The 13,423-nt window shown below is 71.3% G+C and carries 14 protein-coding genes and 1 pseudogene; 14 read left to right on the top strand and 1 reads right to left on the bottom strand.

Features of this window, described 5'->3' with window-relative positions:
- Positions 1–51 precede the first annotated feature (51 nt).
- From odhI to KJS59_RS00095, 6 genes are all read left to right on the top strand, one after another.
- Positions 52–504, top strand: a complete 453-nt coding sequence (odhI, locus tag KJS59_RS00120; RefSeq protein ID WP_213450111.1) for an oxoglutarate dehydrogenase inhibitor Odhl — start codon at positions 52–54, stop codon at positions 502–504.
- A gap of 86 nt (positions 505–590) precedes the next feature.
- Positions 591–1,262, top strand: coding sequence for a transcriptional regulator FtsR (ftsR, locus tag KJS59_RS00115; RefSeq protein ID WP_213450449.1), 672 nt, complete (start codon positions 591–593; stop codon positions 1,260–1,262).
- A gap of 122 nt (positions 1,263–1,384) precedes the next feature.
- Positions 1,385–1,849 (top strand): bifunctional nuclease family protein, encoded by a 465-nt coding sequence (locus KJS59_RS00110; RefSeq protein ID WP_213450110.1) that lies wholly within the window; start codon positions 1,385–1,387, stop codon positions 1,847–1,849.
- Between the two features lie 132 nt (positions 1,850–1,981).
- Complete coding sequence (locus tag KJS59_RS00105; protein ID WP_213450109.1) at positions 1,982–2,521, top strand: MerR family transcriptional regulator; 540 nt, start codon at positions 1,982–1,984, stop codon at positions 2,519–2,521.
- A gap of 75 nt (positions 2,522–2,596) precedes the next feature.
- Positions 2,597–3,271 (top strand): SanA/YdcF family protein, encoded by a 675-nt coding sequence (locus tag KJS59_RS00100; protein ID WP_249713741.1) that lies wholly within the window; start codon positions 2,597–2,599, stop codon positions 3,269–3,271.
- 173 nt (positions 3,272–3,444) lie between these two features.
- The gene (locus KJS59_RS00095; RefSeq protein ID WP_213450108.1) at positions 3,445–4,347 is read left to right on the top strand and encodes a hypothetical protein; all 903 of its coding nucleotides are present in this window, start codon (positions 3,445–3,447) and stop codon (positions 4,345–4,347) included.
- 134 nt (positions 4,348–4,481) lie between these two features.
- On the opposite strand, the gene KJS59_RS00090 is transcribed toward KJS59_RS00095, so the two are convergent.
- Entirely contained in the window at positions 4,482–5,327 is an 846-nt protein-coding gene (locus KJS59_RS00090; protein ID WP_213450107.1) for an SAM-dependent methyltransferase, read from the bottom strand.
- 58 nt (positions 5,328–5,385) lie between these two features.
- Here KJS59_RS00090 and KJS59_RS00085 point away from each other — a divergent pair, with 58 nt between their 5' ends.
- From KJS59_RS00085 to KJS59_RS00050, 8 genes and pseudogenes are all read left to right on the top strand, one after another.
- Positions 5,386–6,237 carry a class I SAM-dependent methyltransferase gene (locus KJS59_RS00085; RefSeq protein ID WP_213450106.1) on the top strand — a complete coding sequence of 284 codons (852 nt, stop codon included), beginning with the start codon at positions 5,386–5,388 and terminating at the stop codon, positions 6,235–6,237.
- 85 nt (positions 6,238–6,322) lie between these two features.
- Positions 6,323–7,705 carry a class I SAM-dependent methyltransferase gene (locus tag KJS59_RS00080; protein WP_213450105.1) on the top strand — a complete coding sequence of 461 codons (1,383 nt, stop codon included), beginning with the start codon at positions 6,323–6,325 and terminating at the stop codon, positions 7,703–7,705.
- 334 nt (positions 7,706–8,039) lie between these two features.
- Positions 8,040–8,918 (top strand): ABC transporter ATP-binding protein, encoded by an 879-nt coding sequence (locus KJS59_RS00075; RefSeq protein WP_213450104.1) that lies wholly within the window; start codon positions 8,040–8,042, stop codon positions 8,916–8,918.
- A 51-nt stretch (positions 8,919–8,969) separates the two neighbouring features.
- Entirely contained in the window at positions 8,970–9,728 is a 759-nt protein-coding gene (locus tag KJS59_RS00070; RefSeq protein WP_213450103.1) for a class I SAM-dependent methyltransferase, read from the top strand.
- Between the two features lie 39 nt (positions 9,729–9,767).
- Positions 9,768–10,535, top strand: a complete 768-nt coding sequence (locus KJS59_RS00065; protein ID WP_213450102.1) for a class I SAM-dependent methyltransferase — start codon at positions 9,768–9,770, stop codon at positions 10,533–10,535.
- 4 nt (positions 10,536–10,539) lie between these two features.
- Positions 10,540–11,805: a DegT/DnrJ/EryC1/StrS family aminotransferase gene (locus KJS59_RS00060; protein WP_213450101.1), complete on the top strand. Its 1,266-nt coding sequence runs from the start codon at positions 10,540–10,542 to the stop codon at positions 11,803–11,805.
- Positions 11,798–12,955, top strand: a complete 1,158-nt coding sequence (gene solA / locus KJS59_RS00055) for an N-methyl-L-tryptophan oxidase (protein ID WP_213450100.1) — start codon at positions 11,798–11,800, stop codon at positions 12,953–12,955. The genes KJS59_RS00060 and solA overlap by 8 nt, the downstream gene beginning before the upstream one ends.
- A gap of 283 nt (positions 12,956–13,238) precedes the next feature.
- Positions 13,239–13,423: pseudogene (locus KJS59_RS00050) on the top strand (ABC transporter substrate-binding protein); the annotation flags it as partial.

Genomic DNA, 13,423 nt, shown 5'->3' with positions numbered 1-13,423 from the left:
CCGTTCCGAACGACGCCCGTGAAAGTACCCGACCGTGAGGTGGCCGAGAAGATGACCCGCCCAGAGGACGAGTTCCCCCCGCTCGACGTCACATCGACGTTGAATCTGGGCTCGCTCGACGAGGTGTTGGAGGGGCCGGACGCCGATGTCGTCCCGAGCCGGATGTCGGGGTCGCTCCCGCCCGGCATGGCGCTGCTCGTGGTGCGCCGGGGCCCGAACGCCGGCGCCCGCTTCCTGCTGGACCACGACGTGACCACCAGCGGGCGGCACCCGGACAGCGATATCTTCCTCGACGACGTGACCGTCTCCCGCCGGCACGCCGAGTTCCACCGCGAGTCGGGCACGTTCACGGTCCGGGACGTGGGCAGCCTCAACGGCACCTACGTCAACCGGGAGCGGGTGGAGGCGGCCACCCTCAGCAGCGGCGACGAGGTGCAGATCGGCAAGTTCCGGCTGGTGTTCATCGCCGGGCCGCGCCCGGACGAGGAGGCCGGCCGGGCGTGACTGGTTCGGCGGCGGCGGCGCGTTCCGGGGCCGGCCATGTCCGCGGCGACCAGCGCCGTGGCGAGCAGGGCCGCGGCGAGGCGCTGATGAGCATCGGGGAGGTGCTCGCCCAGCTGCGGCCGGAGTTCCCCGACACGACGATCTCGAAGCTGCGGTTCCTGGAGGCGGAGGGGCTGGTCGAGCCGCGCCGCACGCCGTCCGGGTACCGCAAGTACACCTGGGACGATCTGGCCCGCCTGCGGTTCGTGCTGGCCGCGCAGCGGGACCAGTACCTGCCCCTGCGGGTCATCCGCGAGCAGCTCGAGGCCGGGGCGCTGGAGCAGCCCCGGGGCCGCCCCGCGCTGGTCGCGGTGGACCCGGACGCCCCGCCGCCCGCGCCGGCCGGCGAGACGTCCGTCACGCGATCGGAGTTGCTGGAGCGCAGCGGGCTCACCGACGGGGCGCTGGTGGAGATCGAGGGCCTCGGCCTGGTACCGCCGCCGGTGGCCGGCCGGTACGGCCCGGACGTGCTCGCGGTCGCCGAGGTGGTCGCGGCGCTGAGCCGGTACGGTATCGAGGCCCGGCACCTGCGCGCGTTCCGTGCCTCGGCGGACCGCGAGGTGGGGCTGTTCGCGCAGGTGATCGCGCCGTTGGCGCGGCCGGGTGACCCGGCGGCGCAGGCGCGCGTGGCGGAGGCGGTGCGCGAGCTGGCGGGGCTGTCGCAGCGGCTGCACGGTGCCCTGGTGCGCCTCGGTCTGCGGGACAGCTTGCGCCGCTGAGGGGCGCTCGGCGCGGTGACGTAGGGTTGCCGGGGTAAGGGTTCCCGCGCGGTTGCGACGCGCGCGTCGTACCGGTGGCGCGTGTACCGTGCAGGGAAAGGGACAACGACACGGAGGCGGCGGTGCGCGAGCTGAGCGTGGTCGGGGTTCGGGTGGAGCTGCCCAGCAACCAGCCGATCGTGCTGCTCAGAGAGGTCGAAGGGGACCGCTACCTGCCGATCTGGATCGGTGCGGTGGAGGCGACCGCGATCGCGTACGAGCAGCAGGGGGTCAAGCCGGCCCGGCCGCTCACCCACGACCTGCTGCGGGACATCCTGGCCGCGTTGAACGCGCCGCTGCGGGCGGTGGAGATAACCGAGTTGAAAGACAACGTCTTCTACGCCGACCTGCTGCTCGGCGACGGGGTGCGGGTCTCGGCCCGGCCCAGCGACTCGATCGCGCTGGCGCTGCGGGTCGGCGCCCCCATCCGCTGCGCCGACCAGGTGCTCACCGAGGCGGGCATCGTGATCCCGGACGAGCAGGAGGACGAGGTCGAGAAGTTCCGGGAGTTCCTGGAGCAGGTCCGCCCGGAGGACTTCGCCGGCTGAGCCACCTCCGACGCACCGCCCGCGCGCCCGGCGTGTCGTCACCTGAGCGCGGCGTGTCGCGGCTTTCCCTCCCCGGTAACCCTCGATTTCGGCTATAGGGTTGGGTAGTCGCCGGACGCGGGGAGGTAGGTCATGGTGGATGCCGTACCGGATGCCGGCTACGAGAACGTCGGGTACCGGGGTGTGACCGCCTGCCACGCCGTGGGGATCAGCTACCGGCAACTGGACTACTGGGCCCGCACCGGGCTGGTCGTGCCGAGCATCCGGGACGCGTCAGGTTCGGGCACCCAGCGCCTCTATTCGTTCCGCGACCTGGTCGTGCTCAAGGTGGTCAAGCGGCTGCTGGACGCCGGCGTCTCGCTGCAGAACATCCGCAAGGCGATCGACGCGCTGCGCTCGCGCGGGGTGGAGGATCTGGCCGGCATCACGTTGATCTCGGACGGCACCACGGTGTACGAGTGCCGCTCGCCGGAGGAGGTCGTGGACCTGCTGCAGGGCGGGCAGGGTGTGTTCGGCATCGCGATCGGCGGGGCGTTCAAGGAGATCCAGGGCTCGCTGTCGCACCTTCCGGGCGAGCCGGCCGCCGATGGCCAGGTCACCACGGAGCCGATCGAGGCCGGCCTCACCGGGGACGAACTGGCCGCCCGCCGCGCCCGTCGCCGCGCCGGCTGAATCGTTTCGCCGCCGCACCGGCCCGGGTCGTCGCCTGGGCCCCAGGGGTACCACCGACAATGGGATGATCGGGCGGTGAAGTCCCGCCGCCGGCGCTGGCTGCGCCGCACCGTCCTCGTGGTCGTGGTCCTGTCGCTGTTGGGCGGGGCCACCGTCGCCGGCAGCGTGGGCTGGATGCGGGCCGGCGCCGCCCACCGCCTGTACGACGTCGACTCGGTCCCCGAGGCGCCGGTCGTGCTCGTGCTCGGCGCCCAGGTCTACGTCGACGGCACCCCGTCGCCGTTCCTGGCCGCCCGCCTGGAACTCGCGCGGCGGCTGTTCACCGCCGGGAAGGCGCGGGCGATCCTGGTCTCCGGCGACCACGGGCGCTGGGAGTACGACGAGCCGGGCGCGATGCGGCTGTGGCTGGTCCAGCACGGCGTCCCCGGCACCAGCATCGTCGCCGACCACGCCGGCTTCGACACGTACGACTCCTGCCAGCGCGCGGTGCGCGTTTTCGGGGTGCACCGGGCGATCGTGGTGACGCAGAGCTTCCACGTGGCCCGGGCGGTCACCCTCTGCCGGGGCGCCGGCCTGGACGCGTACGGCGTCGGCGACGACTCGGTTCGGGTCTACCGGATGCCGTGGGTGCGCGGCAGCGTGCGCGAGTACGGCGCCGCCGTGAAGGCCGCGGTCGACCTCGTCTCCGAGCGCGACCCGGTGCACCTGGGCCGGCCGGAGCCGGGCATCGAGCGGGCTCTCGCGAATTGATCGGCGTGTTTATCATTCGTCGAGCAAGGCGCAGAATGCCTGACATGGGTCGGTCGTGGGGTACCCGTGCGGTTATGCCGTTTAAGGTGCGCGCAGCCGCGTCCCGAGTCACCGGGGTGGCTCTGGCCGCGGGTCTGCTTCTTGCCGGGTGCACGACGACGTCGCCGACGGCGGTGCCCACCGCACCCGGGGCCGCCCCGTCGAGCGCCTCCGCGACCGACGCGCCGGCCGCCACCGCGAGCGCCACGCCTCCCGCCTGCTCGCTGTTCCCGCCGGCCAACGTCTGGCGCGCCCGGGTCACCGGCCTGCCGGCGCACCCGGACTCCGCCGACTACGTGGCCAGCATCGGCGCCCGCGCGCCACTGCGCCTGGGATTCGGGGCGACCAGCGGTGTGCGCGTGACCACGGTCGACGCCGACCAGCCCGACGTGCCGGTCACCTTCCGGCGCTCCGCCGAGAGCGACGCCGGCCCGTACCCGCTGCCCCCGTCGGCCGGGGGCGACCTCGTGGTCGTCTACTCGCCCTCCCGCTGCCGGCTCTACGAACTCTCCGACGCCCGGCGCCAGGCCGGCGGCGCCTGGCATGCCGAGACCGGCGCCATCTTCGACCTGGCCGCCAACAGCCTCCGCCCGGCGGGCTGGGCCTCCGCCGATGACGCCGGGCTGCCCGTCCTGCCCGGCCTGGTGCGGTACGACGAGACGGTCGGCGGCGCCATCACCCACCCGATCCGGATCACCGTGCCGCGTACCCGCACCGGGTACGTCTGGCCGGCGCGGCACTCGTCCTCGCGGGTGAAGGACCGCCGGCTGCCCCAGTTGGGCCTGCGCCTGCGCCTGCGGGCGACCGTCGACACCACCGACCTGCCCCCGGCCGCCCGGGCCATCGCGGAGGCCATGCGGCGGTACGGGGTGATCGTGGCCGGTGAGGGCCCGGCCTGGGAGTTGGCCGGCGAGGCGGACTCCCGATGGCAGAACGCGGACCTGACCCCGCTGACCCGGCTCACGGGTGCCGACTTCGAGGCGGTCGACACCGCCCCGCTGCGCGCCGCCCCGGACTCCGCCCTGGTCCGCGGCTGACCCACTCCGCCCCGCCGCGGTGGCGCCGCGCGGGAGGTGCCCCAGCAGATGCATCTGGCCCTGATCGTCGATCACCTCGACGTCGCTGAGCCGCGCCGTGTGAACAACTCGTGGTGGAACGTCCGGCAGTCGGTTCAGCTGGGTACGGGTGGGTGTCCGGTAGCCAGGATCGTGGGGTGCATGATGAAGAAGCCGGGCTGATCCACGACGTAGCGTGGGTTGCCCGGGGTGAGCAGTTGCTTCACCTCGGACAGTTCGGCGGCTGTCAGCCCGGCCTGCTCGCCGCACCGGGCGGCCGATTCGCGCAGTTCGGGCCAGACCGCCGATTCCAGGTACGGGCGGATGGTCGGGTCGGCGTCGACGGGGAACCCGATGCGGGGGTAGCTGCGCAGCCGTACGTCGTGCAGACCGGCGCCGAGCAGCCAGGCCAGGTGGCGTTCGTAATGCTGCGGGCCGTCGGCGGGCAACTGCCAGCGCAGTTCGGACGCGGTACGCAGCAGGCGCTCCAGCCGGGACTGCCCCGGCAGGAAGCTGGCCTGGTAGTAGTTGCTGTAGAACAGCGCCACGACCCCGCGCGGCTTCACCGCCCGCGCCATCGCCGCGACGACGGCGGCCGGGTCGTCGAAGTTGCCGGGCCAGATGACATCGCTGGTCCAGATGGCGTCGTACGCCGCCTCGGTGAGCAGTTCGGTGGCGTCACCGGTGCGGATGGTGACGCGGTCGGTCACGCCGGCGCGGTCGGCGTGGTCAGCGGCGAGGGCGGTGACCGCGGGGTTGAGGTCGACGGCGAGCACCCGGCCGGTCCGGCCGACGGCGCGGGCCAGGTGGGGTATCGCCCCGCCCGCTCCGGTGCCCATGTCGAGCACCTGCCCGCCGGTGGGCAGGTCGAGTGCGGCGACGGCCTCGGCGATGGCGGCATCGACGAAGTCTCGGTTGGTGGTCAGGTAGTCGGCGAATCGCGGGTCCAGCGTCTCGGTCATTCTGAAAATGATAGTCATGTGCGAGAATGCGGGAGTGTCAGGCGACCGGGGAGGCGGGATGACGGACAACGGCAGGGCGGGCGTGCGGCTGGGCGCGGTCCAGCAGACCCTGATGATCCCGCTGTACGGGCGGGCGGTCGAGACCGGCAGGCGGCGACCGTTGCTCAGCGACCCGGCGGCCGTGCGGATCGTCACGTCGCTCGACTACGACTTCGCCCAGGTGAAGTCGTTCATGCGCGGCGCGCAGGGGTCGGTGCTGCGGACTGCCATGTTCGACGTGTGGGTGCGCCGATTTCTCGCCGACCATCCCGATGGCACTGTGGTGGAGCTCGGTACCGGGCTGAACACCCGGTTCGAGCGGGTCGACAACGGCCGGGTCACCTGGTTCGACGTGGACCTGCCCGAGGTGATCGAGCTGCGCCGCCGGTACTTCACCGACACCGACCGCCGGCGCATGCTGGCCTGCTCTCTGCTGGACCCGGGGTGGGTCCCCGCCGTCCAGGCAAGCCCCGGGCCGTGTCTGTTCGTGGCCGAGGCGGTTCTGCTGTACTTCGAACCCGGCGAGGTGGAACAGGCGATCAGGCTGATCGGCGCCAACTTTCCCGGTGCGCTGCTGGCGCTGGAGACCGGCGGCAGGGTGATGGCGGATTCGGTGAACCGCCGCGAAGTGATGCGCGGGATGGGCGCGCGAGTGAGGTGGATCTGCGAGGATCCGGCCGAACTCGAGCCGCTCGGGCTGCGGCTGCTGGAGTCGCGGACGTTCGCCGGGCCCCAGCCGGAGCTGCGCGCCCGGATGCCCCTGCGCCTGCGGGCGCTGTCGGCGGTGATGGGGGCGCTGTTCCGCCGGCACGTTCGTAGCTACCGCCTCAACCTGTTCCGCGCCCGCGGAGCGCAGGACGACAGGTCGTAGCCGGTACGGCGGCAACCACCGAGCCGCACTGCTGCTAGTGGAAACCATCACCACTAACGCTGCGAGCCAGGGGAGGAACCGTCGCGTGGGCGAAGAAGTCCTACGGGTCGATCCGGCGCAGTCGCCGACAAGGGTGCTGGCGATGCTGGAGCAGGCGGGCGCCACCCGCGTCATCATCGAGGCCGCGATGCTGGCGCGGCTGTGCGCCGAGCCCGCCGCCGAGCTGACCAACCTCGCCCAGGTCCGTCGGGTCGATGTCGTCGGTGGTCGCGTCGATCCGCGGGCCGATCTGCTGTTCCCCGGCGCCGAGATCCGACGGGGCGCGCTCACGGCAGAAGCCGAACCGGCGGATGTGGTCGCGTCGGCCTCGGCTGCGGCCGACCGGGTCGGAGCCGTGCCGCCGAGAACCGCCGCCGAGGGCGTCGTCGTGACGCTCGAAACGGCCGTGCTGAGTTCGATGCTGCGCGCACTGCAGCGTAGCGGCGTGCTCGACGACCCGGCGCGGACCTATGCCACGGCCACCGTGGTCGCGGCCGTCCGGGTCGCACCGCAGCACGTACCGTTGGTCGGTCGCTGGCTGCGGGCCCTCGCCGACGCGGGATGGATCCCCCGCGAAGCCAACGGCTACCGGGGAGCGCCGCCCGTCGGGTCGAGTGCCGAGTCCGCGGCCTGGGACGCCGCCCAGCGGCAGTGGATCGACGGCGGTTTCGGGGGGCCGGCGTTCGTGAGCTACCTGCGCCGAAACGCCGAGTGTCTCGACGGCCTGCTGGCCGGTGACATCGCGGCGGTGATGCTGCTGTTCCCCGAGGGGCGCACCGAGCTCGCCGACGCCGTCTACCGCGATACGGCGATCGCCCGGTTGCTCAACGAGGCGATCGCCGGCGCCGTGTGCCGCCTCGGTATCTCGGGGGCGACGCGGGTGCTGGAGGTCGGCGCGGGCACCTGCGCCACGTCCGAGGTCGTGCTGGCGCGGGCCGCGACCGCTGGTATCCAGCTGCACTACACCGCCACCGACGTGTCCCGGTTCTTCCTGACCACCGGTCGGTCGCGGTTGCCCGGTGCCCGGTTCGCCGAACTCGACTTCAACCGGTCGCCGATCGTGCAGGGCTTCCCGCCTCACTCTGCCGATGTCGTGGTGGCGGCCGGTGCTCTCAACGCGGCCCGTGATGTCGGCGCTGCCGTGCGCGGACTGGCGCAGCTGCTCGCCCCGGGTGGTTGGCTGTTGGTGAGCGAGCCCACCCGGGAACACGTCGAGATCCTGGCCTCGCAGGCGTTCATGATGTCGCCGCCCGTCGACGCGCGGATGCGCACCGGCACGAGTTTCCTCGACCGCACCCGGTGGGCCGAGGTGTTCGCCGGGGCCGGGCTGGTCCTGCACGCGGCGCTGCCCGGAGAGGACCACGCCCTCGCGCCACTGGGTCAGCGGCTGTTTCTCGTACAGGTGCCGGACTCCGCGCGCTGCCGGTGAATGGTGCGCCGTCTCGCTCGCCGGTTGCCCGCGCGCTTGTTGACAACGATACTCATTTTCTATTAGCCTTTCGCTCGACGCTCCGCGAGGGGCGGTTCGATTCGTGGGCAACCGGGGGACCGATGCAACGTCGTCATTGACTCGACCCCGCCGCTCGGGCGGTCGCCGGACGCACGCCGGAGCCGATCAGGGAGGGGGCTCGCCTGCCTGTCCTCAGTAGACCTCGACAGATCCCGACTCGCATCGTCGGGCCGCTGGTCGCAACTCACGATGGCCTCCGCGCGGTCTTGCCCGCGGTCCGGGGATCTCGGACCACCCAATTCGAAGGAATCCGATGAAACTCTCAGTCGCGGGGGCGTCGGTCGAGATCGACACCATTCCGATCGTGACGCGCGCGGACTTCGATGTCGCAGCGGGCGAAAAGGTCGGCCTGGTCGGGCCGAACGGCTCCGGCAAGACGACCCTGCTGCGAGCGATCTACCGCTCGGTGCGCCTCGTCCGCGGCGCTGTTTTCCTCGACGGCCGGGACGTCATCGAGCTGCGCCAACGGGAGATCGCCCGGCGTGCCGCCCTGGTCGCCCAGGAGACGGTCGCCGACTTCGATTTCTCCGTCGAGGAGGTTGTCGCGTTGGGCCGGGCGCCGCATCAGCGCGCCTTCGACCGGGAGAGTGCGGCCGACCGGCATGCCATCGCGGAGGGTCTTGAGCGCGTCGGCATGGCCTCCTACCGCACAAGGGCGTTCGCAACGCTCTCCGGCGGGGAGAAGCAGCGGGTGCTCCTTGCCCGGGCCCTCGCCCAGGAGACGGATCTGCTGCTCCTGGACGAGCCGACCAACCATCTGGACATCGCTGCCGCTCTGGACCTTCTCGGGCTCGTGCGCAGCCTCAACCTCTCGACCCTCTGCGTGTTGCACGATCTGAATCTGGCCGCCGCCTATTGCGATCGCGTCTGCGTGCTCAGTGCCGGCCGCGTTGTCGCGGTCGGACCGCCGGCCGAGGTTCTCACGGAGTCCCTGATACACGACGTCTTCGGGGTCCGCGCTGACCGACTCACCCACCCGTCCACCGGACGACTGCTCCTCGCCCTCTCAGCCAGCCAAGGGGAGCGATGGGCGCCGGAGGAACCCGCCGTCGGGACCGGCGCACGGATAACCGAACCGCCCGACGAGCCGCGCCCCGAGCGAGCCGCGGCGTCGCGCGGTGGATCGTACTGATCTCCCTCGACAACGGGAAGCGACGCCGGTGACCGAGCGACAAGGAGGGCCATGAGCACCAGTACCGCCGACATCGACCACCTCGGTCGCGATACCATCGCGATCGTCCGGGACATCTGGGACGCCGTCGCCAACGGCGATCACCAGGGCGGCAACCTCGACCGCAACAACCTCGACACCACCGACGTGCAACGGCAGGCCTGGACGATCCTCCTCAGCCGCCTGTTTCCGTCCGCACAACCCCTGCGCATCCTCGACGCCGGGTGCGGCGCCGGCTTCGTCGCCTTCGCGCTGGCCGAACTCGGCCACACGGTGACCGGACTCGACCTGAGCCCGGGCATGCTGCGGGTCTGCCGGGCCGAGGCTGAGCGGCGCGGAGTCAGCGACCTCCGGCTGGTCGAGGGCGCGGCCGAGCAGCCTCCGGCGGACCTGGGGCCGTTCGACGTGGTCATTTCCCGCCATCTCCTCTGGACACTGCCCCGCCCGGAGAGCGCCCTCAATGCCTGGTCCGACCTCGTCCGTCCGGGTGGCCGGGTCGTCGGCATCGACGCGCTGCGGCCCGAGGAACTGGTCCGCGCCAGCACGGGCGAGCAGTACCCGGCGGACGTCCTCAATGTCCTCCCGCTGCTCCACGCCCGCGACCTCGATCCTGTCGAGAATCTGTGGCGGCGCTCCGGCCTGGACGAGGTGCTGGTCGAGGAACTGCGCTGGATCAACGCGCTCGTCCACGCGGAGTCCTCGGTCCACGTGCGCCCGATGATCAGGCGCCTCGGCTACTACCTGGTCGAGGGCACTCGTCCGCCGCGATGAGAGGTTCCCACCCCGGCGCTACTCGTGAAGGAGTGTCCGATGACAACGCATCCCCGCGGAACGGCTCACCTACAGGCCGACATGACACAAACCATGCAGCGGTACTGGGACGCCACCGCCGAGAGCTACGCGCACCATGAGCACTTCAACTCCAACGACCCCCAGCGACGAGCCTGGGCGTTGCTGCTCGCCCGGATGTTCCCCGCCGCTGAGCCGAAGACGATCCTCGATGTGGGCTGCGGCTCCGGATTCGTCGCTCTCACGCTCGCCGAGCTGGGACACCAGGTTGTCGGCCTGGACATCTCCCCGGAAATGCTGAGGGTCTGTCGTGCCGCGGCCGACGCTCGCGACCTGACGAACCTCACCCTCGTGCTCGGCGAAGCGGAGCGTCCACCGCCGGACATCGGTCCCGTCGATGCCGTCATCTCCCGTCACGTGCTGTGGACGCTGCCGTGGCCGGAGCAGGCCGTGACCGCCTGGACCGCCCTCACCAGGCCCGCGGGCCGCGTCGTGGCGATCGACAGCCTCTGGTCCCCGCAGCTGATCAGCGACACGAACGGCGCGGACTATCCACCCGAGGTCACCCGCTTTCTTCCCCTGCTCCACGCCCGCGATCTCAACCCGGCCCGCAACGTGTGGCGGCGCGCCGGCCTCGAAAACGTCCTGGCCGAACGGCTTGCCTGGATCGACGAAGTACTTCGCACGCAGTCCCCGTCCGACGCCGCGATGATGTACCGCGATCTCACCTTCTACTTCGTCGAAGGCACCCGGCCCGTTACCCCCGGCCCCGACACCCGTCGAAAGTGACCTGATGCGTACGTACAAGGTTTCCTTCGCGCACCGGGCGAGCCTGCTCGACGCCGCCGACCTGGCCGCGGTCGCCGAACTCATCAATTCGAACGACCCGCTTTCCGGGGGCCGGCGCCGGGAGGCGTTCGAGGCCGCGTTCTCCGCGTACACCGGCACCCGGCACGCCCTGTCGGTCACGAGCGGGACGGTGGCACTCGAGATCGCCATCCGCCTGCTCGGGCTGGAGCCGGGCGACGAGGTCATCGTGACGCCCCAGACCTATCACGCAACGATCCAGGCGCTTCTGGAGCAGCAAGTTCGGGTCACCTTCTGCGACGTGGATCCCAGCTCGCTCAACCTGGACCCCGCCGCCCTGGCATCGTTGATCGGTCCTCGTACCAGGGCCGTCGTGCTGGTGCACTACGGCGGATTGCCAGCGGACATGGACCGGATCACGGCCCTGGCCCGGGCGCACGGCGCGGTCGTGATCGAGGACTGCGCGCACGCGTTGGGCGCCTCGTACCGGGGACGAATGCCGGGAAGCCTTGGCGACATCGGTTGTTTCAGCTTCTTCGCCACCAAGAACATCACCACCCTCGGCCAGGGTGGAATGCTGACCTTTCACCGGGACGACTGGGCCGACCGGGTTCGGCAGGTGCGCGACAACGGGGTCGACGGGCGCTTCGTTCCACTGGGCATGGTCGAGGAACCCGTGCCGGCCACGCTCCCGTGGATGAAATTCCACGGCGGCGCGTACCAGCGCGCCTGTGTCGATGTGATCCGGACCGGTACGAACGCCAACATGCCCGAGGCGGCCGCCGGGGTTGGCCTGAGTCAGCTCGCCAAGCTCGGGCACCTCATCGACCGGCGCCGGCAGATCGCCAGCCGGCTCGACTCGGTCGTGGACCGGTTCTCGGCGGTGCGGCCCCACCGCGCCCCACCGGACGCCGAACACGCGCACCATCTGTACACGTTCTTCACTGACGCCGGAAGTGACGCGCGCGACCACCTGGTCCGCGAACTGGACAGCCGCGGCGTGGAGGTCCAGCTTCGCTACTTCCCACTGCATCTGCGGCCGGAGTGGCGGCGCCACGGCCACGGTCCGGGCGAGTGCCCGGTGGCCGAGGACAGCTGGTTCTCCCGGCACGTGAACCTGCCCTGCCATCCGGGACTGTCCGACGATCAGGTCGAGTTCCTCGTCCAGGCCCTGGCGGAATCGCTGACCGCCGTCCTCACCGGCGTACGGCGTGCGGCGATCGACGACACAGTGCGGCAGGGCCATGGCTGACGTCGACGCCGACATCGGCGTGGTAGGGCTCGGCGCGTGGGGCTCGGCAACGCTGTGGCGACTGGCCCACCGGGGAGTCGACGTTCTCGGCTTCGAACGGTTCGAGCCGGGGCACGCCCTCGGTGCCTCGCACGGAGGAAGTCGAATGTTCCGCCTCAGCTGCTACGAGCATCGAGGTCTCGTCGCGCTGGCGAAGCGGTCTCTGCAGCTGTGGCGAGAGCTGGCGGCAGCGGCCGGAGTGCCGCTGCTCGATCTCAGCGGCGGCCTGCTGATCGGCGCGCCAGCCGGTCGCATGATCAGCCAGACCCTCGCCAACGCACGCGACTTCGACCTCGACGTGGAACGCCTGGACGTCACGGAACTGAGGCGGCGTTTCCCGCAGCACGAGGGTGTGCCGGCCGAGCACGTGGGGGTGTGGGAGCCATCGGCGGGGTTGCTGCGCCCGGAAGCGGCCGTCAAGGCGGCAGTCGCGGTGAGCGCACGGCTCGGCGCGAGGGTGTGCCCTGATACGCGAGTCGTGCGGATCGAACCGGTGTCCGGGGCGGTGCTCCTGCACACACCCACCCAGACGTTCCGGGTCCGGCGAGCGATCGTGGCCGTCGGCGCGTGGTGTTCCGCGCTGATTCCGCGGCTGCCGCTGAGGATCATCCGCAAGCCCATCACGTGGTTCGCCCTCCAGGGCCCGCCCGGGCAGTTCTCGGTGGAGCGGTTCCCCATGTTCAAGCGGGAGTGCGCGGACGGGAGGGTGCTGTGGGGATGCGGTGCCTACGACAGCGCCGACGTGAAGCTCGGCCTGGAGGCGAAGGGCAGCTGGGTGCCCGCCGAGATCGATCCCGACCTCCTCGACCGTTCCACGTCCCTGGCGGACTGGGAGGAACTCGGCCGGGTCGTCTCGAAGGCCCTGCCCGGCGTTCGTCCGGTCCCGACGCGGGTGTCGGTGTGCATGGGGACGCACACGCCCGACAACCAGTTCGTCCTCGGGCCGGTCGGCGGCGACCCGCGGCTGATCGTAGCCACCGGCGAGAGCTCCCAGGGCTTCAAGCACGCCACCGGGATCGGCGAGTTCCTGGCGCAGACCGCCGTCGGCGAGGCGCCGACCGTCCCGCTGCCGTTCACCGATCCCGATCGCTTCCTGACCAAGAAGCCGTGACAACGAGAGGAATCCCTTGATTGCGACATTGCGGCGCCGCCGGCAGCGCCCTCAGGTTCGGAGGAATGGCGCGCAGCGGCCGGGGCACCGGGAACGTCCCGAGCTCATGGCGGCGGTCCTTACCTGCACGGCGGTGCTCCTGACGGCGTGCGGGGCCACGAACGACTCGGCGAATCCGTCCACCGGATCGGGCTCGGGGGCGGGTTTCCCGGTCACGATCACGAGTTGCGGGCGGACGCTGACCTTCAACGCGCCACCAGAGCGCGTGGTGATCCTGTCGCCCATGATCGCGCGGGACCTGGTCGCCCTCGGCGTCGGGGACCGGGTCATCGGCCAGTCCGGAACCGACTTTTTCGTCCCGCCCCCGCAGACCGCCCAGGTGCCGGTGCTCAGCAAGAACAATCTGACCAGCACCGAGAGCATCCTCGGGGCGCGCCCCGACCTGGTCATGAGTGACCTCGCCTACTG

Origin of the sequence: Rhizomonospora bruguierae (assembly GCF_018397995.1) — a bacterium.
Classification (GTDB): Bacteria; Actinomycetota; Actinomycetes; order Mycobacteriales; family Micromonosporaceae; genus Rhizomonospora; species Rhizomonospora bruguierae.
The sequence above is the reverse complement of the archived record's forward strand: the minus strand, read 5'-3'. Positions and strand labels throughout refer to the sequence as shown.

Coding starts and splice junctions, on each gene's coding strand:
- odhI (WP_213450111.1), top strand. CDS start 52: ATGACCCGCCCAGAGGACGAGTTCCCCCCGCTCGACGTCACATCGACG.
- ftsR (WP_213450449.1), top strand. CDS start 591: ATGAGCATCGGGGAGGTGCTCGCCCAGCTGCGGCCGGAGTTCCCCGAC.
- KJS59_RS00105 (WP_213450109.1), top strand. CDS start 1,982: ATGGTGGATGCCGTACCGGATGCCGGCTACGAGAACGTCGGGTACCGG.
- KJS59_RS00090 (WP_213450107.1), bottom strand. CDS start 5,327: ATGACCGAGACGCTGGACCCGCGATTCGCCGACTACCTGACCACCAAC.
- KJS59_RS00085 (WP_213450106.1), top strand. CDS start 5,386: ATGACGGACAACGGCAGGGCGGGCGTGCGGCTGGGCGCGGTCCAGCAG.
- KJS59_RS00075 (WP_213450104.1), top strand. CDS start 8,040: ATGAAACTCTCAGTCGCGGGGGCGTCGGTCGAGATCGACACCATTCCG.
- KJS59_RS00070 (WP_213450103.1), top strand. CDS start 8,970: ATGAGCACCAGTACCGCCGACATCGACCACCTCGGTCGCGATACCATC.
- KJS59_RS00065 (WP_213450102.1), top strand. CDS start 9,768: ATGACAACGCATCCCCGCGGAACGGCTCACCTACAGGCCGACATGACA.
- KJS59_RS00060 (WP_213450101.1), top strand. CDS start 10,540: ATGCGTACGTACAAGGTTTCCTTCGCGCACCGGGCGAGCCTGCTCGAC.
- solA (WP_213450100.1), top strand. CDS start 11,798: ATGGCTGACGTCGACGCCGACATCGGCGTGGTAGGGCTCGGCGCGTGG.